Origin of the sequence: Pseudoalteromonas sp. L23 (assembly GCF_021728455.1) — a bacterium.
GTDB lineage: Bacteria > Pseudomonadota > Gammaproteobacteria > Enterobacterales > Alteromonadaceae > Pseudoalteromonas.
Genome location: NZ_JAKKCW010000021.1, coordinates 15,228 through 41,014 on the forward strand (window position 1 = coordinate 15,228; position 25,787 = coordinate 41,014).

Genomic DNA, 25,787 nt, shown 5'->3' on the forward strand with positions numbered 1-25,787 from the left:
AGATTAACGTTCGTCTTCCGTATCCCAGTTACCGATATCATCATCAGTTCCAACTTCGCCATCCGGACCCATTGAAAAGATATCGATTTGGCTCATTTCGCCAGGACTTACTAATTGGTAAGGATTACCCCATGGATCTTCTGGAAGCTTAGAAATAAAGCCACCTTCAGGGAAACGTTTTGGTACCGGGTCAATATTGGTTTGCGTTACCAAAGCTTCCAAGCCTTGCTCTGTAGTTGGATAGCGTTTGTTTTTTAGTTTGTACATCTTCATTGCGTCTTCAATCTGACGAATATCTAGACGTGCCTTTTCTTTTGCTGCTTCTTCTTGTTGACCCATCACGTTAGGCGCAACGATAGATAAGATCATACCGATGATAACAAGTACCACCATCACTTCTAGTAGTGAGAAACCTGATTGTTTTTTCACAATGTTTACCTCAATGCTGTTATTGATGACCATGCAAAAACATGCGATGGCCTTTCCTTTTTGACTACAATCCTACGGCTTTGTTCATCGCCATAATCGGCTGAAGAATCGCCATAACTATAAACAGTACAATAATTGCCATCGTCGCTATCATCGCAGGTTCTAGCAACTTCAGCGAGACATTTACCATACTTTCAAATTCTCTTTCTTGGTTATTCGCTGCACGCTCAAGCATCTGTTCTAATTCACCCGACTTTTCACCGCTGGCAATCATGTGCAGCATCATAGGTGGGAACATTTTGGTCTGTTGCAACGACGCTCTAAGGCTTGCACCTTCACTCACCCGAGTCGCCGCTTCTGCAACGGAGGCTTTGATTTTTTCGTTCTCAAGTACTTGGCCTGAGATTTTCATGCCCTCAAGTAGCGGAACAGAACTCGATGAGAGAATACTTAAGGTACGCGCAAATCGTGCAGTATTGACACTGCGAGTTACCTTACCAAGACCTGGTAAACTCAGCAGCTTACTATCATACCAAAAGCGGATCTTAGGTTTTTGTAATGCTTTTTTAATCGCGTAGGTGCCAATGACAACCACTGCCAATGTGATCATCCAGTAGTTTTGTACAAAATTACTGGCAGCCATAACCCACTCTGTTGTCCAAGGCAGTGCTTGCTTAGATTTCTCAAAGGTCTTCAAGATCTTTGGTACTACCGTTCCCAATAGAATGGAAACAATCGCGATAGCAAAGATGACCAAAATAATGGGATACACCATCGCTTGCGTAATTTGGCTGCGCATATGCTGGCGCTGTTCAGTATAATCGGCCAAGCGATTTAGTACTTCATCTAAGTGCCCTGACTTTTCTCCAGCGGCAACCATTGAGCGGTACAAGTGATCAAATACGTGAGGAAACTCCGACATACCATCTGCAAGTGTATAACCTTCAACGACTTTTGATCTTACCGCCATCAGCATACGCTTTAGTCTTGGCTTTTCGCATTGCTCAGCTACAGCCATCACCGCAGCTTCAACAGGTAAAGAGGATTGGATCAAGGTTGCCAACTGGCGCGTGATCAAGGCAAGATCTGATACCGAGGGACGGTAGCCTTTAAAAAGCGTAAAACCACCACTACTTTGGTTTTTATCTTTCTCCGCAGCAGGCAAAACTTCAAGTGGCATCATGGCTTTTTCTCTTAGCATCTGCCTAACTTGCTTCGCCGTGTCTGCTTCTAAAATTCCTTTCTTCTCTTTGCCTTTACCATCTAAGGCGCGGTATTCAAACGCAGCCATTAGCCTTCCTCACGCGTTACACGCATTACTTCTTCTAAGGTTGTTTGGCCAGCAAGTACTCGCGAACAGCCATCTTGTCGGATGCTTGGCGTACGCTTACGAATATACTTCTCTACCGCTTGCTCACCTTTACCGTTATGAATAAGTTCACGGATGGGCTCATCAACGATGAGAAGCTCATGAATACCCGTACGGCCTTTGTAACCATTGAAATTACACTCTTCACAGCCGACTGCACGGAAGATTTGCGTGCCACTGTCTTTGGCCACACCCAGTAGTTCACATTCTCGTTCATCCGCCAAATGCGCTTCTTTACAGTTAGGGCAAAGCGTTCTTACCAATCGCTGTGACAGCACGCCTAGTAGTGATGAACTTAAAAGGAATGGCTCAACCCCCATATCTTCCATACGCGTGATAGCACCAGCGGCCGTATTCGTATGCAGTGTGGATAATACCAAGTGGCCGGTCAAAGATGCTTGAACACCAATTTGCGCGGTTTCTAAATCTCGGATCTCACCAACCATCACCACATCGGGATCTTGACGTAGGATCGCACGTAAACCTCGAGCGAATGTCATATCCACTTTTGGATTTACTTGTGTTTGGCCAATGCCTGGGATTTCATATTCAATCGGATCTTCAACCGTTAAAATATTGCGATCCTTAGAATTGATTTGTGTCATGCCTGCGTACAAGGTCGTACTCTTACCTGAGCCCGTTGGACCGGTAACCAGTATGATGCCGTGAGGCTTGGCTATGATCTCTGCAAACGCATCGCGGTTTGCTTGGGTCATGCCCAAATCTTCGAGATCTAATCGCGCATTATTTTTGTCTAGTAGACGCAGCACCACTCGCTCACCAAAGCTTGATGGCATCGTTGATACACGCACATCCACGGCTCGTCCCGCGATCCGCAGACTAATACGACCATCTTGCGGCACACGTTTTTCTGCGATGTCGAGCTTAGCCATTACTTTGATACGAGAAACTAATAATGAAGACAATTTACGGTTTGGCTTCAAGACTTCTTTCAGTACACCATCAACCCTAAAGCGAATAACTAGTTCTTGCTCGAATGTTTCGATATGAATATCCGATGCACCTTCTTTTATCGCTTCACTCAACATGGCATTAATTAGCTTGATGATAGGCGCATCATCATCCGCGGCAAGCAGGTCTTCTGTTTGTGGCAATTCTTCAGCAAGCGAGAACAAGTCCATCTCGTTGCCGATGTCTTCCATCATCTGTTGTGTTTCAGAGCTGTCTCTTTGATAAGACGCCTCAAGCATATGCTCAAAGCGTTCTTCATCTAAAGCTTCGAGATGTAATGTCTTTCCTGCAACTCGGCGTACCTCCATCAGCGTTTCAAGATCAAGCGTACCTTTGTGAAAGAGCTTAGCCTGATCGCCATCAGGGCTGAGTAACACCCCTTTGCGACGTGCAAACGAAAATGGCAAACGTAAAGTGATTGCTGGGACGGGCGGCATTTCAGCCACCTCACCTAGTATTGGCTCAGCGCTTTGCAGCTGCGCTGCCATCTCTTCAGCTTCAGCTCCTAAATCCGGCGTGACTTTCTCATCAATCATTTTCACGCTCTTTTTTGTTTTGTTCTTTTAAGAACTCTTCATACGTTGGAGGCAGAGTAAGCTTATCATCCCACTTAGGTAAGATTGGCGTGTCTTCAAATGGCATTAGCTCAATGCCATCCTCTCTTTGTTTATGCTGCTCACCACGGATAAAGTTATATTTTGAATGGCTAATTTCATTCATACTGCGGCTATCACGTACAATAGTCGGACGAATGAATACTAATAGGTTGCGTTTTTCCTTTTTAGTCCCTGTTGATCTAAATAGGTGACCTAATATTGGAATGTCACCCAATAGTGGTACTTTAGATACACTTTCTTGAACGGTTTCATCAATCAGACCACCTAAGATAACCATGCCGCCATCATCAGCGATAACCGTGGTATTGATAGCACGTTTAGCCACTCGAATATCCACCGACGTCGCACCTTTCACGCTTGATACTTCTTGTTCTATCGTCAGTTGAACCGCTGTGCCATCGTTAATCTGAGGGGTTACTTTTAATTTAATACCCACTTCTTGGCGGTCTACCGTTTGGAACGGGTTTGAATTATTGTCGTTCGCCGTTGAACCCGTAACAATTGGCACTTCTTCACCGACGATCATGGACGCTTCTTCGTTATCCATAGTCGTAACCGATGGCGTGGCAAGAATATTTGAGTTGGTATCAGTAGTTACCGCTTGAATGATTGCACCCCAATCATTCTTGACAATACCTGCGGCTAACCCATTAATACCGCCTAGAACTTTGGCAAGCCCAGTCAAATCGCCCTTAACAGTCTCATCATATTCCGTTGTTTTTCCAGATTCTGTACCTGTTATATTTTTAGTGACTGTTTTGTCACGTGCTTGCTCAGCAGCAACCGCTATGGATCCAATTGGTGCAGTTGTACCGTCATTAAACTGTAGCATACCGCCTTTTTCAGAGATCCATTGTAAGCCAAGGTTAATACCATCGGCTTCAGAAACCTCAACAACAATCGCTTCAACCAATACTTGGGCACGACGGATATCCAGTTTTTTAATAACTTGACTCAGTGAACGCATAGTGTCTGGCTGCGCCGTTATCACCAATGAGTTTGAGTCTTCATGCGCCTCAATGCTGGTTTCATTTTTGCTGCTACTGCGAGTTCTTGCTTGCTGACCTCCGGCTTGCTCTTCTTCAATCGATTTACTCACACCTTGAAGAACCTTAACCAGATCTTCAGCTTTTGCGTAATTCAGATAGAAGACCTGAGTATTGCCTTGGGATTGCAACTCGTCGTCTAAACGCTTTATAAGCTCAGCAGCTCGGCTACGGGCCTGTGATTCGCCGCTAACAATGACGCTATTAGTACGGGTATCAGATACAATCTTCGGGATAAGGAAGTCAGGTACACCGCCTTTTCCTGAGTCTTGGAAAATCTTTTCAACGACTTTAACAACGTCTTCAGCAGTGGCATGCTTCAGCTTAACGATATCAACACGTTTATCACCTGCTTGGTCAACCGTTTTGATTATATCAACTAGGCGATTCACCGAGGACGCGTGGCCAGTTAGCATCATCACGTTTGCTGAATTTAGATTGGTTACGTGACCACCATCTTTTTGGTCACTGAACTGACGAATAAGTGGACCAAGCTCTTGCACGCTAACGTTCTTCACGCGAACAACGCGTGTTACCATTACGTCACCATTACCTAGCTCTTCACCAGATACCAAAGGTACATTTGACTTTTTACCATCAGAACTACGAACTACCTTAAGCACACCGCTATCCATTTCAATAACAGAATAACCATACACTTCCAGCACGTTCAAAAAGAACTGATAATAAAGCTTTTCATCCATCAGCTCATAACTGCGAACATTGATATTACCGCGCACGTTAGGGTCTATGATGATAGTTTTATTCAGCTTATCACTAACGATATTAATGAATTCATTAATATCAGTGCCTTTGAAGTTCGCGGCATATTCAACCGCAGAAACAGAAAGTGAAATACCAGCAGCAATCAAGAGCGTTGCATACTTAGCTAACCCTTTTTTGGTTTTTGTGAGGTGTAGCTTTTTACCCATTATTCTAAAACTCCAAAATTAGTAACTTTACAGGCTAAACTGCACATCCATCACTTGACCGTCTCGCTCAATCGTGATGTTCGCATCTGTGCTCGTTCTAAGTTCATTAATAGCTGACATAGCCTGTTTCATATCCGTGAGCTGAAACCCATTAATTGCGATTGCTAAATCATTCGCTTGTAAACCGACTTGTTTAAATAGCTCAGGATCTTTACCTGGTGTAAGGCGATAACCGATTAGTTCTCCATTGCGGCGCTCTGGCGAAATTTTAATATAATCAAACAACTTACCTGGCTCGTTTATTAATTCCTGGCGACGATTTGCTAGTTCATTTCGAGATGGGGTTGGTGAAGTTATGCTGTTGACGATTTTCTTTGACTTTGTTGGCATCGCCACAGTGCGACTAAACTCTATACCATCTAACATCAGCGTTTCAAAACGCCCACTGACATCCAAAATCACACGATCAGGTAACACTCGGGCAAGCTTAGCGCGAGTGCCTGTGATTGGTGCATCAACTGAGTAGGTCTCCTGGCGACCCTGAGACTCGATAATAGCAAGACCCGCACCATCATCTTGGCTTACCGCTACGATACCGGTTAGCCTAACGTTAAGCGTTGTTTCTGGTGCATCAGAAACCACGGGCTGTGGTTTGGTATCAGGCTTAGCATTTGCCTCACCAAACAAATTTTGAGCGACAATTCCTTGGCTTGTGATACCGCTACTTGATTGACTATACAGTTGTGATGCTGGAAGCAAGGGTTGTGTTTGTGGCACTGGCCATAACAACCAAAATAATTGCGAAAAGAGAAACGCAACGTAAACAACCGACAGGACAACAATGATACGACTCAATTTTGCGTGAGGCAAACCAAGCCAAAACTTCTGAAGCTGTTGTAACTGTAATTCCATATAATACTTTTCTTATTTTCTTGAACGCCCCAGTGTACCGCCTCGAAATTTTTTCAACAAGCGTGCATTTGTTAAACTTTTAATTAAATAGGTACACCGTAGGCCAATTAACTGAATCTAAACTTAACCTTGGAACATAGACACACATATTAGTTCATTTTTTAGGTAAAGTGCGATTAACTCACAAGTTTAGTGCCTGTCATCTACTTTGTTTGCATAACGAAATATGCTAAATTTGTTAGGTTAAATTTCACACTAGCAAATAGTTAACGAATTGTGACAAAACTCCAACAGGAAAACAACCAATCTGAACAGAAAGTTCGTATTGATAAGTGGTTATGGGCTGCTCGCTTTTACAAAACACGAGCGCTTGCTCGCGATATGGTCCAAGGTGGCAAAGTACATTACAACGGTCAACGCTGTAAACCAAGTAAAACGGTTGAAGTCGGCGCGGTAGTGAAATTAGCCCAAGGATATGAAGAGAAAGAAGTAACCATACTCAAAATCATGGAAAAGCGACAAGCGGCTCCAATTGCTCAAACTCTTTATGAAGAGTCTGAAGCAAGCATTGAAAAACGAACGCAAAACGCGTTGGCGCGCCAAAACAATAGCTTGTTTGCGCCTCGTCCTGCCACTAAGCCGGACAAGAAACAACGCCGTGAATTACTTAAATTGAAATCAAACTAGGATTTTCATTGATGCAGACTGATTTACTTCATCGTTATATTTTTGACAAGCTAGACGTACGTGGTGAGCTTGTACAAATAGAACAGACTTTTACTGACATCATTAGCGGTCACAACTACCCAGAGCCTGTGCAACAGCTATTAGGCGAGTTATTGGTTGCAACCAGTTTACTGACCGCTACGTTAAAATTTGAAGGTGACATTGCGGTTCAGCTCCAAGGTGATGGTCCAGTAAAATATGCGGTGATCAATGGTAATCACAAACAACAGATGCGTGGCGTGGCAAGGCTGCAATCTGAGGTTTTGGGATCATCTATACCTGAGCTCATGGGCAAAGGGTATATGGTTATCACCATTACACCGACAAAAGGCGAACGCTATCAAGGCATAGTTCCCCTTTCTAAAGAATCACTTGCCGAATGTTTAGAAGAATACTTCGAGCAATCTGAGCAATTGAAAACCCGTTTATGGTTCGCAACAAGCCTAGTCGGCGATAAAGTGAAAGCGGCAGGTCTGTTTTTACAAGTACTGCCCGTCAATAAAGAAAAGTCTGTTGCCGATTTCCAACATCTTGAAGCACTAAGCGACACGATTAAAGATGAAGAGCTACTAGATTTAGACGCCAATACCGTACTAACTAGACTGTATCACGAAGACAATCCTCAACTTTTTGAACCGCAAGCTATCTCGTTTGTATGTGGATGTAGCCGAGAAAAAACCGAGAATGCGCTGGCCAATGTCGGACTAGAAGCCTTGATGGAAGACTTGCAAAAACACGGCGAGGTCAATATTAGCTGTCATTACTGCTTGAAAAACTACGTTTTTAACGAGCAAGATATTAAATCGTTATTTAATTAAGTTGCGCTTTAGCCCTTAATTACAAAATGAAACCGCCATTTTTGGCGGTTTTTTTATGGCTATTGGGTGATACCGGTGTCATAAAACATACAAAAGTTATGACACCGGTATCATTGAAATTATTCAAGTTTTTTGACGTTTTTATGTAATTTTAAGCACTCTAAAGGCTCGAATATCTCAATTTCATCTGTTACTATAAATTTAGCTAAGGGCAAGAGTACCCCAGAGCTATCCCGTTCAACTCTCACTTTTTAGGTATAAACATGACTTCAAGCGCTACTCGTTTTGTCGATTTAACCGCAGCTGAACTTGTCGAACACGCTATCCGTCGTGGCGAGGGCACTTTAGCCGCAAATGGAGCTTTTGTTGCAAAAACTGGTCGTCGTACTGGACGTTCACCAAACGACCGTTTCATCGTAAAAGAATCAAGCACAGAAAATGACATCCAATGGGGTAACGTAAACCGCCCATTCGAAGGTGCTAAGTTTGATGCTTTATGGGCTCGCGTAGAAGCGCACGTTCTTGAAAATGACCACTTCGTCTCTCACTTAGAAGTCGGTGCGGATCCAGAGCACTATTTACCAGTCGTTGTAACGACTGAAACTGCTTGGCACCACATTTTCGCTAAAAACATGTTTATCGAACCTAACTCTTATAACAAAACTGATTTACCTGAATGGCAGGTGATGAACGTTCCTTCTTTTGTTTGTGATCCTGAGCGTGATGGTACAAACAGCGATGGTACCGTTATCATCAACTTTGCACAGCGCAAAGTGCTTATCGCAGGTATGCATTACGCCGGTGAAATGAAGAAGTCGATGTTCTCTGTACAGAACTTCTTACTACCAGCAAAAGGTGTGCTACCTATGCACTGTAGTGCAAACGTTGGCGAAGCTGGTGACACAACGTTATTCTTTGGTCTATCAGGAACAGGTAAAACTACGCTTTCTGCGGATCCTAAGCGTTTTCTTATCGGTGATGATGAGCACGGTTGGGCACCTGGTAGCGTATTCAACATTGAAGGCGGTTGTTATGCGAAATGTATCGACCTGTCACAAAAGAACGAGCCTGTTATTTGGGATGCAATCCGTTTTGGTACTATTTTAGAAAACGTCGTGCTAGATGAAACGCGTACTCCTGATTATACCGATTCAAGCTTAACGCAAAATACGCGTGCAGCTTACCCTCTTGAGCATGTTGAAAAGCGTAAAGTTGAAAACCGCGCGGGCGAGCCTCGTGCAGTTGTATTCTTAACTTGTGACGTGAGCGGCGTATTACCTCCAGTTTCAATCCTAAGTGAAGAAGCTGCGGCTTATCACTTCCTTAGTGGCTACACAGCGAAAGTAGGCTCAACTGAGATTGGTTCAACTTCTGATATCGAATCAACTTTCTCAACTTGTTTTGGTGCTCCTTTCTTCCCGCGTCCAGCAGGCGTGTACGCTGAGCTACTAATGAAACGCGTGCGTGAGTTTGGCGCTAAAGTTTACCTAGTAAACACAGGTTGGACTGGTGGTCCTTATGGCATTGGTAAGCGTTTTGACATTCCAACAACTCGCGCCGTGATTGATGCAATCGTAAACGATACATTAGAGGGCGTTGAGACACAGCACATTGAGGCACTAAATTTAGATGTACCAGTGGCAGTGGAAGGTGTTGATAGCAAGCTACTTAATCCGGTAAATACATGGCAAGATCAGGCTAAGTATGCGGAATATGCAGCTAAACTTGCGGCTGACTTCAAAGAAAACTTCGCTAAATACGATGTTTCTGAAGCAATCAAAGCAGCAGGCCCTCGCGGCTAACCTAAGAAAGATTCCTTTATCAAAAGCGCCCCTTGTTTGGGCGTTTTTTTGTGCCTGATTTTTTACACATGAATATCTTTCAACAAACTTATTATTAACATTTAGGTACATACATGCTTATATATTGCTGGTTATTTAAACAGCACGTATAAGGAAAACCATGAAATTACAATTAAAAAAGAAACAACTAAAATCGCTGCAAGCGAAAGATCTAAACAATCAGGCGACCAGAAAAATTGCTGCCGCGGGCGCGACTTTTGGCTCTAGAGTTGATTGTGGCAGTTGGCAAATTTGTGATACTCACGTTGCGATTTGTGAGTCAATGGGACTTTGTCGTTCAGTAGATATCTGCTAATAACGCGATAACCAAGTCCTTTAATAGGGCGAAAACTCGCCCTATTACGACGTACTCCAAAGCTTATTTAGCACCAACTTTTTAAAGGTTAATACAAATTGTTTCATTGTGATTGGAATGATAGCCACAAGCGCAATTCCCTTATCAAAGTCAGGGTTAACACAACAGTAAAGTGCAATCTCAGTTTTGCTGCTTTCTCTAAAGCGTGCGATTTCAGCCTCGCTGTAATTGGTTTTGCGTCCAACAGCCTTCAAACACCTTAGGCTATTATGAGGGCTTACCAAGCCAACTGGATTGATGGTGTCATAGAGCGTTGCTATCGCGCTATTTTGAGGCAAGTTATTTGGATAAACTTCGGCGATATTTTTTGCCATGGCCCTGAACATGGCGGGACTGAGCATGGTATCTGCATATAACAGTTTTCTACGAGGGTTACGTATATAACGTTTTAATACCTCGATAAGAGAAAACCTAAAGGTACTGTTTTTCCCTCTAAAATCAGGCAAAAAAGCAGCTGAAGCGCCAACAATGCAAACATCCTTGTTGCTATCATCAAAGGTCAATAAGCAATAGCCGACAATGTCACCGCCTGATAAAAACAACCGGAGTCTGCGCTTTGTGCTTTCGCCTTTTTCAAAGTACAAAGCAAAGTAATGCTCTACCTCGACATTGGAAAAGCTTGTCGCTATCACTCGCTTCAATTGGTTTAAATACTGTGTATCTAACACTCCCTTTTGATAGCTTAAATCCCTATGCTTTATTGTGCTCAACTTGCTCGCCTACCCTATTGAAAATCATGCTTCCTCAAGCTTTCCCCGATAAGCTGGCAAAGAAACCTCCGCGATCAGACCACCATCATCTCGATTTCGTAGTCTTACTTTACCGCCGTGTGTGGTCACGATACGTTTGATAATGGCAAGCCCTAAACCACTCCCCTCACTCCCTCTAGCCTGATCTCCCTGTTTAAATGGTTCGAATACAGACTCTAACTCTGACTCAGGAATACCAGGCCCTCTATCCATTACTTTTACGATAACAGCACGGTGCTTGGGGCTATACTCTGTCGTCACCTCAATATCTTGTTCAGAATAACGGATCGCATTTTCAATCATGTTAGTAAACACTCGCTTTAACGCGACGGCATTCATCATTACCGCTGGTAAGTATTCCTCTGCTTGCAGGTGAATTGGTCGCTGATGCTGCTGCTCTGCATGAACAACTTCTTCAATAACCGTGTTAACATCATCTGGCGACATTTCCGCACCGTTGTGATGACGGAGATATTCAATGAATTGGTCAATAATCGCATTCATATCTTCAATATCGTCGATTATCCCCTCGCGCAGGTAGTCTTCTTCATCCGACATCATTTCAGTTGCTAGACGAATTCGGGTTAAGGGCGTACGTAAATCGTGTGAAACGCCAGCCATTAACAATCGTCTATCACTTTCTAGGTCTGCGATACCTTTAGACATTTTATTAAACGCCCGAGTCACCTCTATGACTTCCGTGGACCCTTCTTCAACAAGCCGGGTTGAAAAGTCCCCGACCCCTACTCGACTAGCAGCAATTTGTAGTGATTTTAGCGGTTTATTTAGATGCCGAGCAAAAAGCCAACCCCCTAACACACTTAAGAAACCAATACTGGAGAGGTAGAAAACTAAAAACTCCATTTTTGTTTCACTGAGTCCGCTAAGCGGCACTCTTACCCAATATCCTGGCGCTTGTGGTGGCTCAACCCAATAAACAACCGGATCTCCTTGGCTTATCCTGACTCGCGCAGAGCCATTAAGTTGCTCCGACATACTACGAGACAGCAATGTATATTCTTTGGCCTGCCCCAGCCCATTTACATACGCCTCTCTTTGTGTCATCACCTCAATGCCGGTTATCTCAAAAAATTTGCGAGATAGTGTATTGTCCACTTCAACACCATCTTCCCAATCAATGAAGACCGTTTTAACCTGCTTAGCGAGCATCAGATTCACTTGTTCAAAGGTTGGTTTGAAGACGTATAAGGTAACGGTAATGTAAGACACGACTTGATTTATCAATAGTAACGCGCCGACAAAGAAGACGGTTTGCCCAAATGCACTACGAGGTAACATGCTGGCTACTTCACGCCGTCAGGCACAAATACATACCCAAGACCCCACACCGTTTGTATATAGCGAGGATTAGAGGCGTCATCTTCAATCATACGACGTAAGCGCGAAACCTGAACGTCAATGCTACGCTCAAGTGCGCTATAATCACGCCCTCTAGCAAGGTTCATTAACTTATCTCGACTAAGCGGCTCGCGAGGGTGACTCACCAGTGCTTTAAGTACCGCAAACTCACCTGAGGTAAGTGAAATTGTCGCTTCCCCATGTTGCATCTCTCGCGTCGCTAAATTAAGGGTAAAGTTACCAAAGCTCACTTCATTTTCTTCTGCCGCAGGCGCACCTGGTACTTCTTTGGCACGACGACGAAGAATGGCTTTTATTCGCGCCAGCAGTTCTCTTGGGTTGAATGGTTTTGGAATGTAATCATCCGCGCCAAGCTCAAGGCCAATAATACGGTCAACTTCGTCACCTTTCGCCGTCAACATAACAATTGGGATCTCATTCTCTTTTTGTCTTAAACGACGACAGATGGAAAGGCCATCTTCTCCAGGAAGCATCAAATCTAACACCATTAAGTGAAAGTTTTCGCGTTCAAGTAGTCTATCCATTTGTTCAGAATTGGCTGCGCTGCGGACGATAAATCCCTGCTCAACGAGATAACGCTCTAAAAGACTGCGTAAACGCATATCGTCATCAACTACGAGCACTTTGGTGGTTTCATTTCCCATTTATATTTCTTCTATTTATTAATTTACTAAAGCTTGCTGATCTGCGACATTTCGTGCACAAATCATCATCCTGTTCATTTAACGCTCATGGCGATAATGGACCATGATATTATTATGCTTAAATATAATTGAATTTGGTGCTTTTCGACACCATACATTGATACTAGATTGTTACCGAACATTACAAGGGTTTAACCCAAAATACCTGAGAAACATGAAAACGAATTTGATCACGCCCGAAGGATACCGCCAACTGCAGCAAGAACATGATCATCTGTGGTTTGAAAAGCGCCCAGAGATCACCAAAATTGTGAATTGGGCAGCGAGTTTAGGCGATCGCTCCGAAAATGCCGACTACACCTTCAATAAACGTTTATTAAGGCAAATAGATAGACGGGTGCGCTTTTTACGAAAGCGTATGCCCGAACTAAAAGTCGTGGAATATAGTCCCGAACAAGAAGGTAAAGTATTTTTTGGCGCTTGGGTAGAAGTAGAAAGCGAAGAAGGCGAGGTTCGTGCATTTCGGATTGTTGGACCTGATGAAATATACGAACGCAATGACTACATCTCCATCGATGCGCCAATGGCAAGGGCCTTACTAAGCAAACAAGTCGATGATGAAATTACGGTCACCACACCGCACGGCCGAAGACTTTGGTATATCAACCAAATCGAATATCGCAGAAACACCGAACAATGATAACATTGAGCTAAATTTTGTTTGCCCGAGATGAGTATTATCTAGGCAACACAGACCGATTAAGAAGAGTATAAGGATTTTGCATGAGCAATATCACACAACGTTTAGCAACTGAGCTTAACGCCAGAGAACAGCAAGTTAATGCTGCTATTAGTTTGCTAGACGAAGGGGCAACCGTTCCATTTATTGCACGTTACCGTAAAGAGGTAACGGGTGGCTTAGATGACACTCAACTGCGTTTGCTTGAGCAAAGGTTAGGTTACTTACGAGAACTTGATGAACGTCGCGAGTTTATTTTAAAAACCATCGATGAACAGGGTAAACTCTCTGCTGAGCTAAGTGCAGAAATACAAGCCGCCGACAGTAAAACCGTACTCGAAGATTTATATCTCCCATACAAACCAAAGCGCAGAACAAAAGGCCAAATCGCGATAGAAGCAGGTTTGGAACCCTTAGCTGACGCTTTATTTGCAGATCCAACATTAGACCCAGAGCAACAAGCGGCCCCTTTCATTGATGAAAGCAAAGGCGTTGCTGACAGCAAAGCGGCTTTAGATGGCGCTAAATTCATTCTCATGGAGCGTTTTGCAGAAGACGCTAAACTACTTGCTAAGCTCCGAGCACACCTTAAAGACAACGCGCAAATCGAAGCAAGAGTCATCGCAGGTAAAGAAGAAGCAGGAAGCAAATACCGTGACTACTTTGAACATAATGAGCTACTAAATAAAATTCCATCACACCGTGCGCTGGCGATGCTAAGAGCACGTAACGAAGGCTTTTTGCAGTTATCTATTAACCCGGAACCAAGTGCAGAAGACGCCGCTCAATTTTGTGCACAGATCATTGCCGATCATTACCGCCTAGCCGTCTCTGGTAAAGCTGCCAGTGATTGGTTGATGGGTGTAGTCCAGTGGGCATGGAAGATTAAAATCGCCCTGCACTTGGAAAACGAATTCTTAGGGTCAATGCGTGAAAAGTCAGAGCTAGATGCTATCGAAGTTTTTGCGAAAAACCTAAAAGATCTGCTGATGGCTGCGCCTGCAGGTGCAAAAGTGACAATGGGTATCGATCCGGGATTACGTACCGGATGTAAAGTCGCTATTGTCGATGCCACAGGCAAACTGATTGCAACGAGTACTATCCACCCTCATGCCCCTCAAAACCAGTGGGATAAGTCGCTGAAGACACTAGAGCAAATGTGTCGCCAATACAAAGTTGAGCTTATTGCTATTGGTAACGGAACCGCGTCTCGCGAGACCGACAAACTGGCCGCAGAACTGCTAAAAAGCGCCACCGAATTAAAACTTAATAAAATCATGGTGAGTGAAGCTGGCGCATCGGTGTACTCTGCCTCTGAATTTGCCGCAAACGAATTTCCAGATCTTGATGTATCTCTACGTGGCGCAGTTTCTATTGCAAGAAGATTACAAGATCCGTTAGCAGAGCTTGTAAAAATCGAACCAAAATCAATCGGTGTTGGCCAATATCAGCATGATGTTTCTCAAAGCCAGTTAGGGCAAACGCTAACTGCTGTGGTCGAAGACTGCGTAAACTCAGTGGGTGTCGATGTGAACACGGCATCGATACCATTACTAACGCGCGTCTCGGGCTTGAATAAAACATTAGCCAGTAACATCGTAAAATACCGCGACGAAAATGGCTCTTTCACGGATCGCAAAGCGCTTAAAAAAGTTGAGCGATTAGGACCTAAAGCATTTGAACAAGCAGCCGGTTTCTTACGTATCGCCAATGGCGACGATCCACTGGATGCATCAGCAGTGCATCCTGAAGCTTACCCTGTTGTCAAAGCGATTTGTAAAAAACAAAATCTAGAAGTGAATACCCTTATCGGTAATCGCGAAGTCTTGAATGGCCTTGTGGCAAATGACTATGTAGATGATAAGTTTGGGGTACCAACGGTCACTGATATTATCAAAGAATTAGATAAGCCAGGCCGAGATCCTCGCCCAGAATTTAAAACGGCGCAGTTTAAAGCTGGTGTTGAGACAATCACAGATCTTAAAGTCGGTATGATTTTAGAAGGTGTGGTCTCTAATGTTGCCAATTTTGGGGCTTTTGTGGATGTAGGTGTACATCAAGATGGACTTGTTCACATTTCAGCACTCACGGATAAGTTTATTTCCGATCCACGTGAAGTCGTTAAAGCGGGAGATATCGTTAAGGTCAAAGTGATTGAGGTTGATGTGCCTCGTAAACGCATTAGCTTTACCATGCGCTTAAACGATGAAATATCTCAAGCTCCAGCGCAAAAACAGAACGCTAAGCCGCACAAAGGAAAACCGGCGCCTAAGTCTTCTAAGCCAAAGTCACGAGATGCAGGTAACGCCGCGATGGGTAATGCTTTTGCTGAAGCCTTCGCAAAGCTGAAGAAGTAATCTCAACAGAACAGTGAACAAAGAAAAGCGCGGCCTTGGTCGCGCTTTTCGTTTGTCGGGGGTTTTAACTCGTTTTCACTGCAATGACCCGCGGAGGAGAAGGCCAATACCTACGGTTAAATTTGCACTGATAGCGATGCGGGTTGGTTAGGCATCGCTACATGTTGATAAAAATTTGAGATCCTGAGCGATCTTGCTTGGATTTCAGGGTCAGCTTCAATTGGCATCGCAACAGCGTAAGGATCTGCATCCTGCTTAAGCTTGGCTTGCTCCTCTTCACTCTCTGCTTTTGCCTGCTCACCACTCAAGCGGCGAGTTTGAATGTTTTGTACCCGCTTGCTATCACTTTGCTCTTCACCACTGATAGAAGCTTTTGCCAACTCAGCCTGCGCCGCCGAGAGTTTTTGAGTCGCATCTGCTGCGATGGCTCTGTCAGCGCCAGATGGTTCTGCTGGTGCTAACGCTGCCGCTCTCACCGTTTGCATTTTTTCAATCGTGCCCTGCGGGTCACCTTCAAGCGGCGCAACGTCGATCATCACCTCACCGCCAATAGCGTAGTTATTGCCATCAGGACCGCGCTGATATTCATAACTCGGTGATCCGGCATATTGCCCACCTACTCTGGCATGAGCCTGCTCATGTAATCTTACTTCTCTATCTCGAGATTTTAATTCTTGAACGACCTGCTCATCTTGCTCTGTTTGTTGCTGCTCTTGTTCATTCTTTTCTTTTTCTTGGCCTTCGCCTTTTTCACCTTGCTCTTTGCCTTGAATGGTTTTGCTTTGCTCTGTTTTACCATCAGAGCCGTAAACTTTTGCATCGTCTACGTTAGAAGAGCGGCCTTTTTCAGAATCGGAAAGGTTGCGGTTTTCAGTAAATGAAGAGTTAGTTGGTGCAGGTTTTGGGATCGCTTCACGCAGCTGATTATCGCGTACAACCGTTTCGGTGTACACGTTGGCAGTGTTTAAATTCATCGCCGGTGGTGGCGTTACTATGTTCATTACACTTTAATATCAATCAACGTACCTAACACTTCATCTGCAGTGCGAATAGTTTGCACATTGGCTTTCGCGTTAAACTCTTCAACTTTTAAGGCTACCACGGATTCTGTCAAGCTTGGCGTCTCACTCACTGGAGCCGTCACAGCTTCACCGGCACTAGCACCTTGCAACTGCCGCCCAGATGCACGTTCAGAATCACTTTGTTGCTCGATGGCAGCGCGGTTAATATCAGCACTTGCTTGGGCAATCCCCTGAGCAGCGCGGTTATAACCGTCAATTCCATTATTTAACACATCACCTATTGGCATATTCGCACCTAGATAAACCTTTTCTTACTGACTAATTATTGCGCAAAATATCAACAAAGAAAAGTAAAAGCGGCAATTTTTTGCCGCTTTATTACTCCAAATATTTAAACAATTGATTTAAGGAGTGATAAAAAGGCTTCTTTATGAGAGATAAAAGGCGCATGAGAGGCCTTTGCAAGCGTATGAGCCTTAAAATTTGGATTGAGTACCTGCATTTTCTCTACAGCCGCTTGTGGAACAAGAGAATCTAAACGGCCGAAGATGCCTATTGTGGGGAGTTGCAGCCGTGAAAATTCATCTCGTAAGTCCTGCGATTTCAATATCTCCAGTCCACCAGCTAGTGCTTTCGCCTCCGCTTCCGGCAGTGTGCCTAGTAGCGCTTTGAGTTGTTTGATGTCTTCTCTGGCATGTTCACTGCCCATCGCTTGAATCGCTAAAAACCTTTCTATCGTCTTTGCGCTATTGGTTTGCAGTTGAGTCTCAAAGTTGTTTAGCACCTTAGGGGCTATTCCGGGCCAATCTGCTTGCTCACAAAAAAATGGCGTTGAAGCGACCAAAATAACCTTGCTAACTTTGTCTGGAAAATGAGCAGCTAAATACAATGCAAATAAGCCCCCCAAAGACCAGCCTATCAACACGCTTTGTGGCATCAGCTGCTCAGCAATAAGTAAAGCGTTACGCTCAAGAGAATAATCGCCCTCAGCGCTTGGTGTACCACCAAATCCAGGAAGATTGACCGCTTTAATTAGTGTTGTAGGTGCAAAAGCTTCCTCGCATAACTGCCACACCGCTTTGTTCATCCCCCAACCATGGAGCAGCACAACTTCATTTTGCATTTATCTGTTCTCTATACCAAACTTGACGCCATGATAGCTAACCCGGGATGGAAAGCAATGATCCAACTTAATCGGTTATTACCTAAAAAGTGGTGTCAGCCTTGTGTATGTTGTGAACAACGCACAACAGAAGCCTTGCTTTGTCCACACTGCTTACAAGCCTGCTTAGACTTTATGGAACAAGAGATTAATCTACTTAACTACCCCAATATCCAACGCATGGTTAGCCTTGAAGACTGCGATGGGTTAACCGTGGCGAGTTGGTACCGCACGCCTATAAACACATGGTTGCAAGGAATAAAGTTTAACCACAGCAAAGCCTATCAATGTGCCTTAAACCTGCTAGCTCAGGCGCTATGGCAGCGCTTCAGTGAAGAAAATGCTTTCCCTGTAGACCTTGTTTGTTGTTTGCCACTACACCGAAGACGGTTAATCCGACGAGGTTACAATCAAGTTGAGCAAATTTGGCAAGGGCTACCACTCACCCAAACAATACTCAAAAGAACAAAGCACACCAAGCCGCAATCTGAGCTGACCAAGGCTAAACGAAAACGTAACTTAAACAATGCCTTTGTGCTCAGCCAACCTGTTGAAGGAAAAAATATAGTATTACTTGAGGATGTGATCACAACGGGCGCGACCATGAATGCAGCGGCAAAAGTGTGTAAACAAAATAGGGCAAAAATGGTGTGGGCGATGGCTATCAGCCTCACACCATTCGACGCTTAAAAGCGTATTATTTAATTGATATAGCTAGAACAGATACCAATCAACTTGCTAAATGTTCTGGACTTTATCTTATGCCGTGTGCAAAGAACAACGCGTTATTTAGCAGCCGGCTAGAACCGAACCAAAAGCCACGAAATACCGGGTTGTCAGTCATTCCAACAGCCACCCCACGTCCAGACTTTGACGCAATCAAGACAGAGGAACCTGCGATCTGCTCAACGTTGATATTATCAGTATACCCTGCCAATAAAGGCTTTTGAGTGTACGTTAACGACTCGATAAATGGCTTATTATTACGATGCATCACCCAAGTACTATTTTTAAAGACAGGTAATTCCCGGTTCTCGAAGCCAAAAGACAAGGGATGACTTAAATCCAAACGCGCATCAAAAATCGCGCCGGCAATCCGCTGCTTTGCCGAAAGGCTATCTTGATCTGCAAAGGTGAGATTTTTGCTGTCAAACTGGGCTCGCATTTCTTTGCTTGAAACCATTTTAGCGTCTAGTAGTTGCTGTTCGATTAGCCACTGTGCACCACGCTTTTGCCCCCAAATCACACCGCCTTTAGCAACCCAACTCAAGAGCTTGGCTTTGCTCTTGTCACTTAAATCTCCATACTTACCATCAGCCAATAAAATATGGGTGTAGCGTGTAAGATCGAGTTTCTCGATATGCTGCTTTTCCACAATCGACGGGGCTAGTTTTAAATGCCTATCCAAATGATACCAAAGCTCACCCGCTTCATATTGACTTACACCCGCACCACCTATGATGAGGACTTCTGGCTTTTGCAGCTGCAGCATTTGTCTTGACCCAAAATCGACACCACTTTGTGTCATGCCTGTAGTCACACTATATACTGGAAGTGAAAGCTCTCTGGCGATTGTTTCAAGCTCAGTAAACCAGTCCGCTTGCTGTTGAATACCACTTGCTATCACCAATGTACCGGCCTGAAAGTCATGAGAGCCTGAGGTGGTTGATGCTGAAAATGGTGACATTGCAGCTGCTACTTTCACTCCTGCCTGTAAGAGTCGATTTGCTAATTGTGGCGCCAGATAATGGTGCCATTCTATGGTGTAGGCATAACTTCCTGCAACGGGAGTCAATATATTTGAGTCAGTGCTCGATTCATCTTGAAGCTTTAAACCCCAGCCACTTTTTACTGCGGCAAAAGCTAAATCATAAGCATACGGCATCGTCCAACCTGAAACATCGTAGAACGTGTTGTCCTTAAAATGCGTCTGTGTGCTAAATAGTGCTTTTATCAAGCGATATTGCGGCTGGGCTAGTGGAATGTATAAATCCCCTTGCTGATATTCGGTGTTATCAACTTCTTTGGCTTTTGAGAGGTATTTCACCTCTATCTGATGCTGTTTCAATAAATCCACAAACGCTTGAAAACGGTAGTTATCTTTGCCGCGAGCAACAACGTAACCGTTGATTTCATCTTTACTCGCAAGCTCGTTCGCTTGTTGATAAAACTGCTGCTGATAATCAAGTAAAGCGCGTCGATGCGTTATGCTGGCTTGGAATGTCGAGAGACTCGTCGTGACTTGATTTTTAATCGTTTCAGGAAAACTCAACACGCCATACTGAGTTTCTTGTGCATGCCCTCTACTACTCGCTTGTTCGAATAAAATGCCAACCGCACCATTTACGTCGGGGTACGTAGAACCTTTGCCATAATAAAAGTCATCAAAACTCTCTTGAGTAAAATATAACTCCCCTTGCGCATCAAGAGCTTTGGCATGAAACTTACCAATCTCGTTGGTTAGCGCTACGTTTTGTAATGGGGTAATTGGGTGAGTTCTTGATGGGATCCCTGGTTGGAAAAAATACGTACTATTTGGTCCCATTTCATGAAAATCGGTCAGTACGTTTGGTTTCCAACGATGGAACGCTTTGATCCGTGCTTTTGACTCAGGATGTTGTAGTAGTAACCAGTCACGATTGAGGTCAAACCAATAATGGTTAGTGCGACTAGAAGGCCAAGACTCATTATGCTCACGATGTGCAGGATCGGTTGATAGAGACATGCTCTTATTGGCGTTTGCCCATGTAGCAAAACGTGATAAGCCATCAGGGTTCAAAGCTGGATCTAACAATATCACCGCATTATCAAGGAGCTGCGTAACAGACTCGCCCTGCGCCGCAGCTAAATAATATGCCATGAGTACCGCGGCATTGCTTCCTGAAGACTCATTACCGTGCACGCTATACCCCATCCACATCACAACTGGCTGGTCTGAACGGTTTTGGCTACTGCTCAATGAAGCAATATGATCTTGCTGAATACGCGCCAAGTTTTGTTGGTTTTGTGGCGAGCTCGCTTTTAGGAGTAACAAAGGACGTCGCTCATGGCTAAACCCGATTGTTTCGACACTCAGTCTTGGACTTTCGCTTGCAAGGGTATGTAGATAATTAACGATTTGATCGTGGCGCAAATGCCACTGCCCAACTTCATATCCAAATGCTTGTTTTGGCGTAGTTATTGTGGGATCAAATTTTACTTCATCGCCAAAATAATAGGCAATGGGCTTGGCCTGCAAGCTAAAGCTCAACAGCACGATAATACAGCTTATTAACCGCATGATAATGTCCTTTAATTCCGATTACTTTTCAAGCTAACAAGCACACCGCCGATTGCCAAATTTTTACGCCGAACACTAGCGACAACACGACGAGGAGAGTATGATACGTATTAACCGAGTAATTTAGTCAAGTATAGAGCGAATTATGATCCATATTTCAGATTCTGCCCAAAGCCATTTCGCGAAACTATTAGCCGATCAGGCTGAAGGCACCAATATTAGGGTTTTCGTGGTTAATCCAGGCACCTCTCAAGCTGAGTGTGGCGTGTCATATTGCCCAGCAGATGCCGTTGAACAAAGCGATATCCGCTTACCGTTTAATGGTTTTGAAGCCATCGTTGATGAAGAAAGTGCACCATTTTTAGAAGAAGCCGATATCGATTTCGTTACCGATAAAATGGGGAGTCAGTTGACGCTTAAGGCACCGAATGCCAAAGCTAAACGATTACGTGACGATGCGAGCCTAGCTGAACGCGTAGAGCACATGCTTGTGACAGAAGTAAATCCACAATTGGCCAATCATGGTGGTCAAGTTAGCCTAGTAGAAATTACCGCAGATGGTATTGCAGTACTTCAATTCGGCGGTGGTTGTAACGGCTGCTCAATGATTGATGTCACATTGAAAGAGGGCATCGAAAAAGAGATGATCGCTAAGTTTGAAGAGATCAATGGCGTACGTGACATCACAGAGCACGCGCGTGGCGAACACTCTTACTATTAATGAGCAAAACCCTCATTTATCGCTTAGGGTCTCACCCTAAGCGAAGCCTCAAATTTTTCCTTTTTGGCCTTGTTATTGTGTTACTCGCGGGTGCTTTAATCGCACTGGGTTATTATCAAGATCATCGCTTTCAAATCGCAGGTTTAGTGCTTTTACTTCCTGGTTTGTGCTGTGCCTTTTACGGTTATATTGGTATTTTTTCTAATCGCTTTTCTCAAGTGATAGAAGCCAGAGAAAAACGCCGCCAAGCCCTAAAAGATAACGACCCATTTGCTTAACGCAGCTCCATTATTCGAGTAAAGCAGCTTCTCGAGAGAGCTGATGATATTTATATGCCAAAGTCAATCCACGCAACCCCATAAAACAACTCATCGCAAGCCAGAGCGCATGATTACCGAGTGGCAATGCAATCAAAAACGGCAAGAAGAAACCGAATACCGCAGAAACTAACATGCTGTTTCGCATTTCTTTAGCACGAGTAAGCCCCACAAAGATACCGTCAAATAAAAAGCAACTCATGGCAATCAAAGGTAATAGCACCAACCAAGGTAAGTAAGTGCCTGCTAACGTTATCACTTCGGGGATATTGGTTAATAAGCTAATGATCCAGCCACCAGCTAGGTAAAAAATAGCGCTGTATAAAAGCGCAAATGCGGCCCCCCAAAACAGGCTTACTTTTACCCATAATTGCAATTGCCCCAACGAGCCTTGTCCTTTTGCTCTGCCGACCTTAGCCTCCGCAGCATAAGCAATACCGTCCATCGCAAAGCTGACTAACATCAAAAAATTCAGTAAGACAGCGTTGGCCGCTAGTGTGATCTCACCAAGCCTTGCGCCATAGAAAGTCATGAAACTAAAGCAGAGTTGTAAGATCAAGGAACGAATAAAAATATCACGATTCAAGGTGAGTAAACTGATCCACTGTGCGCGCTTTGGTAGAGTGAATTTCAACGTAATACCGTGACGCTTTGCGACCAATGCGCTCAAAAACAAGGATAAGCCTAATGCCGAATAGTCTGCAATCAGTGAAGCCCAAGCTGCGCCTGCTACTCCCCACTCAAATCCGACAACAAATAAAATGTCCAAAGCTATATTCACTATGTTTGTGAACAACACCAGATAGAATGGCCCTCGCCCGTAATGCATCCCAAGCATAAAGCCCAGCAGCACAAGGTTTAACATTGCTGCAGGCGCACTAAATACACGGATTTGAAAATATAATTTTGCTTGCTCAAATACTTCACTAGAAGCATTTGAAAGCTGAGCAATAACTTGGATCAGCAGAGGAGATAACACAATCAAACTCATGGCGAAGAGCAGCGCAATGAGCATACTGGTATATAGTGAACGTGTTAGCTTGTCATGGTCTTGCTGGCCGCTTGATTGAGCGATCACTCCTGTTGTACTCATTCGCAGAAAACTTGCAAGCCAAAATAGTACCGAGATAGCGCTAGAGCCAAGCGCAATCCCAGCCAAAAAATGCGCATCCCCCATATGACCAATTACTGCCGTATCGACTAATCCTAACAGTGGCACCGTAATATTTGATAGTATCATCGGACCTGCAAGTAGTAAGAGGCTCAGATGTTGCGCTTTATGGCATTTAAGAAATTGATACAACATATTATTTTTGGTTTGGCCCTATTTTCAGCAAATAGTTGGAGTGCGGTTATCTTACAGTATCATCACGTGAGTGAGAAACTCCCAGCGGTCACCAGCGTGAGTGAAGAAACCTTTAAATCTCATCTTAACCACATTAAAGAACATGGTTTTTCGGTGATACCTTTACCACATTTGTTAGATAGCCTGAAGTCGGGTAAGTCTTTACCAGAAAAAACGTTAGCTATCACCTTTGATGATGGCTATGAAAACAATATCACTGCGGCGGCCCCGATCCTGGAATCTTTTGGCTTTCCCTATACGATTTTCGTCAACCCTCAACTTATTGACGAAAAGAAAAGCTATGTCATGACGTGGGATGAACTGAGGGCATTAGCAAAACGCGGGGCTATTATCGCAAATCATAGTGCTAAGCACGATTACCTCCATCTCAAACTAAAAAATGAAACAGTGGCACAGTGGCGTGCGCGTGTTGAGCACGATATCACATGGTCACAACAGCGAATTAAAGAAGAAATTGGCCACGATTACCCCTACCTCGCATACCCGTACGGCGAATTTAATCATGAATTACAAAAGCTAGTAGCAGAGCTTGGACTTATTGGTATTGGGCAACACTCTGGTGCGGTTGGTATTTCTTCAGATTTTACACGTATCGCTCGCTTTCCCGCATCGGGAAACTACAGCAACTTAGAAACATTAAAAACTAAGCTCGAGACCAAAGCGTTCTCTCTACAAAAATTAGAGTACCTTGATAGCGTCACGAACAATAAAACCCCAGCAATCACGTTGCATTTTAACAATAAGGATTTTCATCAGAGTCAATTTGCATGCTACGTTTCAGGTGTTGGGCAAGCTGAGCTGACGTGGCTATCAGAAACCAGCGTACGTATCCAAACCCCGAAAGCACTATCCATAGGACGGTCACGATATAACTGTACTGCGCCTTCAATCAAATACACAGGACGGTATTATTGGTTTTCACAACCTTGGGTTATTGAAAAATAACAGCTTTGGGTAGGAACAAATTAGCTCTTACCCTTACTTTTTAACCGCGCTCAGCATGGTTTCAGTCACTTTACTCAAAGGTACCAGACTTTGCACTGCACCAAGCTCGTACGCTGCCCTAGGCATTCCCCATACTACACAGCTTAGTTCATCTTGTGCAAATGTATTAGCACCAGCGACTTTCAAAGCTAGCATTGCTTTTGCTCCATCACTACCCATCCCCGTGAGCATAGCAGCACAAACATGCTTCCCCATTGGCACAAGGGAGTTAAATAACACTTCAACGGAAGGTTTATGACGATTAACAGGCTCAGTATCATCTAATCGGCAGACATATCCGGTTGCAGTGTGTGCCACCTTGAGATGTTTGTCTCCCGGTGCTATAAACACATGACCTGGTAATAAAACATCACCATCTTCCGCTTCTTTGACTGATACCGCACAGGTGCGATCCATTCTTTGCGCGAATGAGGTACTGAAAACTGGTGGGATATGTTGGGTGATAACAACAGGAGGCGCGTGTGTTGGTAATCGCATAAGCACTTCTCTGATCGCTTCAGTTCCTCCAGTTGAGGCACCTATGGCTAAAATAGTATTACGCGAAAATGTATAATTACGGCCAATTTCTAATTCGCTTTCCTGTTTTGGTGCTTTAAAAGCCCTCACTCTTGCACCAGCCGCTACTCTAATCTTCTTAACCAGTAAATCGGAATAAGACATTAAGGTATCAGCAACATTGCTGGTGGGCTTAGAAATAAAATCAACTGCACCTAACTCTAGTGCTTCTATCGTGGCGGGTGAGCCCTCTTGGGTCAACGTAGAGATCATCACAACAGGCATAGGCCTTAAACGCATTAAGTTTTTAAGAAAATTAATGCCATTCATTTTTGGCATTTCTATATCCAAAGTTAATACGTCAGGCGAAGTAGATTTAATGAGCTCTCTAGCTTCATAAGGGTCTTCCGCGGTGCCAACGACTTTAATACCATCCGCCTGACCTAGTATTTCTTTTAACAACCCACGAATTAACGGCGAGTCGTCAACAATCAGAACTTTGATCATATTTC

At 44.0% G+C, this 25,787-nt stretch carries 24 protein-coding genes; 10 read left to right on the forward strand and 14 right to left on the reverse strand.

Annotated features, from left to right (window positions below; translation table 11 throughout):
• Positions 1–3: 3 nt before the first annotated feature.
• From gspG to gspC, 5 genes are all read right to left on the reverse strand, one after another.
• Complete coding sequence (gspG, locus tag L3V43_RS21675) at positions 4–429, reverse strand: type II secretion system major pseudopilin GspG (protein ID WP_026001105.1); 426 nt, start codon at positions 427–429, stop codon at positions 4–6.
• Between the two features lie 64 nt (positions 430–493).
• Complete coding sequence (gene gspF / locus L3V43_RS21680) at positions 494–1,720, reverse strand: type II secretion system inner membrane protein GspF (protein WP_010378505.1); 1,227 nt, start codon at positions 1,718–1,720, stop codon at positions 494–496.
• On the reverse strand, positions 1,720–3,207 hold the full coding sequence (gspE, locus tag L3V43_RS21685) for a type II secretion system ATPase GspE (protein WP_174171065.1): 1,488 nt from the start codon (positions 3,205–3,207) through the stop codon (positions 1,720–1,722). The genes gspF and gspE overlap by 1 nt, the downstream gene beginning before the upstream one ends.
• A gap of 91 nt (positions 3,208–3,298) precedes the next feature.
• Entirely contained in the window at positions 3,299–5,365 is a 2,067-nt protein-coding gene (gspD, locus tag L3V43_RS21690) for a type II secretion system secretin GspD (protein ID WP_237117394.1), read from the reverse strand.
• A gap of 27 nt (positions 5,366–5,392) precedes the next feature.
• Positions 5,393–6,277: a type II secretion system protein GspC gene (gspC, locus tag L3V43_RS21695; protein WP_237117393.1), complete on the reverse strand. Its 885-nt coding sequence runs from the start codon at positions 6,275–6,277 to the stop codon at positions 5,393–5,395.
• 276 nt (positions 6,278–6,553) lie between these two features.
• Here gspC and hslR point away from each other — a divergent pair, with 276 nt between their 5' ends.
• The 4 genes from hslR (at position 6,554) to L3V43_RS21715 (ending at position 9,978) form a co-directional block, all read left to right on the forward strand.
• Entirely contained in the window at positions 6,554–6,964 is a 411-nt protein-coding gene (gene hslR / locus L3V43_RS21700; protein ID WP_010378496.1) for a ribosome-associated heat shock protein Hsp15, read from the forward strand.
• A gap of 11 nt (positions 6,965–6,975) precedes the next feature.
• A complete protein-coding gene (gene hslO / locus L3V43_RS21705) occupies positions 6,976–7,821 on the forward strand; it encodes an Hsp33 family molecular chaperone HslO (RefSeq protein WP_237117392.1) in 846 nt (281 codons plus the stop codon).
• A gap of 263 nt (positions 7,822–8,084) precedes the next feature.
• Positions 8,085–9,623 carry a phosphoenolpyruvate carboxykinase gene (locus tag L3V43_RS21710; protein WP_010378491.1) on the forward strand — a complete coding sequence of 513 codons (1,539 nt, stop codon included), beginning with the start codon at positions 8,085–8,087 and terminating at the stop codon, positions 9,621–9,623.
• Positions 9,624–9,783: 160 nt separating this feature from the next.
• Positions 9,784–9,978 (forward strand): hypothetical protein, encoded by a 195-nt coding sequence (locus tag L3V43_RS21715; RefSeq protein ID WP_010604365.1) that lies wholly within the window; start codon positions 9,784–9,786, stop codon positions 9,976–9,978.
• 44 nt (positions 9,979–10,022) lie between these two features.
• Here L3V43_RS21715 and L3V43_RS21720 read toward each other — a convergent pair whose 3' ends face one another.
• Genes L3V43_RS21720 through ompR form a run of 3 tightly spaced genes read right to left on the reverse strand, consistent with a single transcriptional unit; the run spans position 10,023 to position 12,811 of the window.
• Positions 10,023–10,748, reverse strand: a complete 726-nt coding sequence (locus L3V43_RS21720) for a hypothetical protein (protein WP_237117391.1) — start codon at positions 10,746–10,748, stop codon at positions 10,023–10,025.
• Positions 10,749–10,772: 24 nt separating this feature from the next.
• Positions 10,773–12,086 (reverse strand): two-component system sensor histidine kinase EnvZ, encoded by a 1,314-nt coding sequence (gene envZ / locus L3V43_RS21725; RefSeq protein ID WP_237117390.1) that lies wholly within the window; start codon positions 12,084–12,086, stop codon positions 10,773–10,775.
• 5 nt (positions 12,087–12,091) lie between these two features.
• A complete protein-coding gene (ompR, locus tag L3V43_RS21730; RefSeq protein WP_010378483.1) occupies positions 12,092–12,811 on the reverse strand; it encodes a two-component system response regulator OmpR in 720 nt (239 codons plus the stop codon).
• A 214-nt stretch (positions 12,812–13,025) separates the two neighbouring features.
• Here ompR and greB point away from each other — a divergent pair, with 214 nt between their 5' ends.
• Positions 13,026–13,511, forward strand: coding sequence for a transcription elongation factor GreB (greB, locus tag L3V43_RS21735; RefSeq protein WP_010378480.1), 486 nt, complete (start codon positions 13,026–13,028; stop codon positions 13,509–13,511).
• A gap of 83 nt (positions 13,512–13,594) precedes the next feature.
• Positions 13,595–15,907, forward strand: coding sequence for a Tex family protein (locus tag L3V43_RS21740; protein WP_102057659.1), 2,313 nt, complete (start codon positions 13,595–13,597; stop codon positions 15,905–15,907).
• Between the two features lie 116 nt (positions 15,908–16,023).
• Here L3V43_RS21740 and L3V43_RS21745 read toward each other — a convergent pair whose 3' ends face one another.
• The 3 genes from L3V43_RS21745 to bioH all read right to left on the reverse strand — a co-directional run bounded on the left by L3V43_RS21745 (position 16,024) and on the right by bioH (position 18,052).
• A complete protein-coding gene (locus tag L3V43_RS21745) occupies positions 16,024–16,908 on the reverse strand; it encodes a putative metalloprotease CJM1_0395 family protein (protein ID WP_174171056.1) in 885 nt (294 codons plus the stop codon).
• Positions 16,908–17,216: a hypothetical protein gene (locus L3V43_RS21750; protein ID WP_237117389.1), complete on the reverse strand. Its 309-nt coding sequence runs from the start codon at positions 17,214–17,216 to the stop codon at positions 16,908–16,910. Before L3V43_RS21750 ends, L3V43_RS21745 begins: the two co-directional genes overlap by 1 nt.
• A gap of 104 nt (positions 17,217–17,320) precedes the next feature.
• Positions 17,321–18,052 carry a pimeloyl-ACP methyl ester esterase BioH gene (gene bioH / locus L3V43_RS21755; RefSeq protein WP_237117388.1) on the reverse strand — a complete coding sequence of 244 codons (732 nt, stop codon included), beginning with the start codon at positions 18,050–18,052 and terminating at the stop codon, positions 17,321–17,323.
• A 57-nt stretch (positions 18,053–18,109) separates the two neighbouring features.
• Between bioH and L3V43_RS21760 the strand changes: the two genes are divergently transcribed.
• Entirely contained in the window at positions 18,110–18,781 is a 672-nt protein-coding gene (locus L3V43_RS21760) for a ComF family protein (protein WP_237117387.1), read from the forward strand.
• Positions 18,782–18,845: 64 nt separating this feature from the next.
• Here the strand turns inward: L3V43_RS21760 and L3V43_RS21765 are convergent, their stop codons facing one another.
• The gene (locus L3V43_RS21765; RefSeq protein WP_237117386.1) at positions 18,846–21,371 is read right to left on the reverse strand and encodes a M14 metallopeptidase family protein; all 2,526 of its coding nucleotides are present in this window, start codon (positions 21,369–21,371) and stop codon (positions 18,846–18,848) included.
• A 145-nt stretch (positions 21,372–21,516) separates the two neighbouring features.
• Between L3V43_RS21765 and nfuA the strand changes: the two genes are divergently transcribed.
• Positions 21,517–22,092: a Fe-S biogenesis protein NfuA gene (nfuA, locus tag L3V43_RS21770; protein WP_010378467.1), complete on the forward strand. Its 576-nt coding sequence runs from the start codon at positions 21,517–21,519 to the stop codon at positions 22,090–22,092.
• Positions 22,092–22,370, forward strand: a complete 279-nt coding sequence (locus L3V43_RS21775; RefSeq protein ID WP_102057664.1) for a hypothetical protein — start codon at positions 22,092–22,094, stop codon at positions 22,368–22,370. Before nfuA ends, L3V43_RS21775 begins: the two co-directional genes overlap by 1 nt.
• A 10-nt stretch (positions 22,371–22,380) precedes the next feature.
• Here the strand turns inward: L3V43_RS21775 and L3V43_RS21780 are convergent, their stop codons facing one another.
• Positions 22,381–23,649 (reverse strand): MATE family efflux transporter, encoded by a 1,269-nt coding sequence (locus L3V43_RS21780; protein WP_010604356.1) that lies wholly within the window; start codon positions 23,647–23,649, stop codon positions 22,381–22,383.
• Between the two features lie 27 nt (positions 23,650–23,676).
• Here L3V43_RS21780 and L3V43_RS21785 point away from each other — a divergent pair, with 27 nt between their 5' ends.
• Positions 23,677–24,720, forward strand: a complete 1,044-nt coding sequence (locus tag L3V43_RS21785) for a polysaccharide deacetylase family protein (protein WP_237117385.1) — start codon at positions 23,677–23,679, stop codon at positions 24,718–24,720.
• Between the two features lie 33 nt (positions 24,721–24,753).
• Here the strand turns inward: L3V43_RS21785 and L3V43_RS21790 are convergent, their stop codons facing one another.
• Positions 24,754–25,782, reverse strand: coding sequence for a chemotaxis response regulator protein-glutamate methylesterase (locus L3V43_RS21790; RefSeq protein ID WP_237117384.1), 1,029 nt, complete (start codon positions 25,780–25,782; stop codon positions 24,754–24,756).
• Positions 25,783–25,787: the final 5 nt, after the last annotated feature.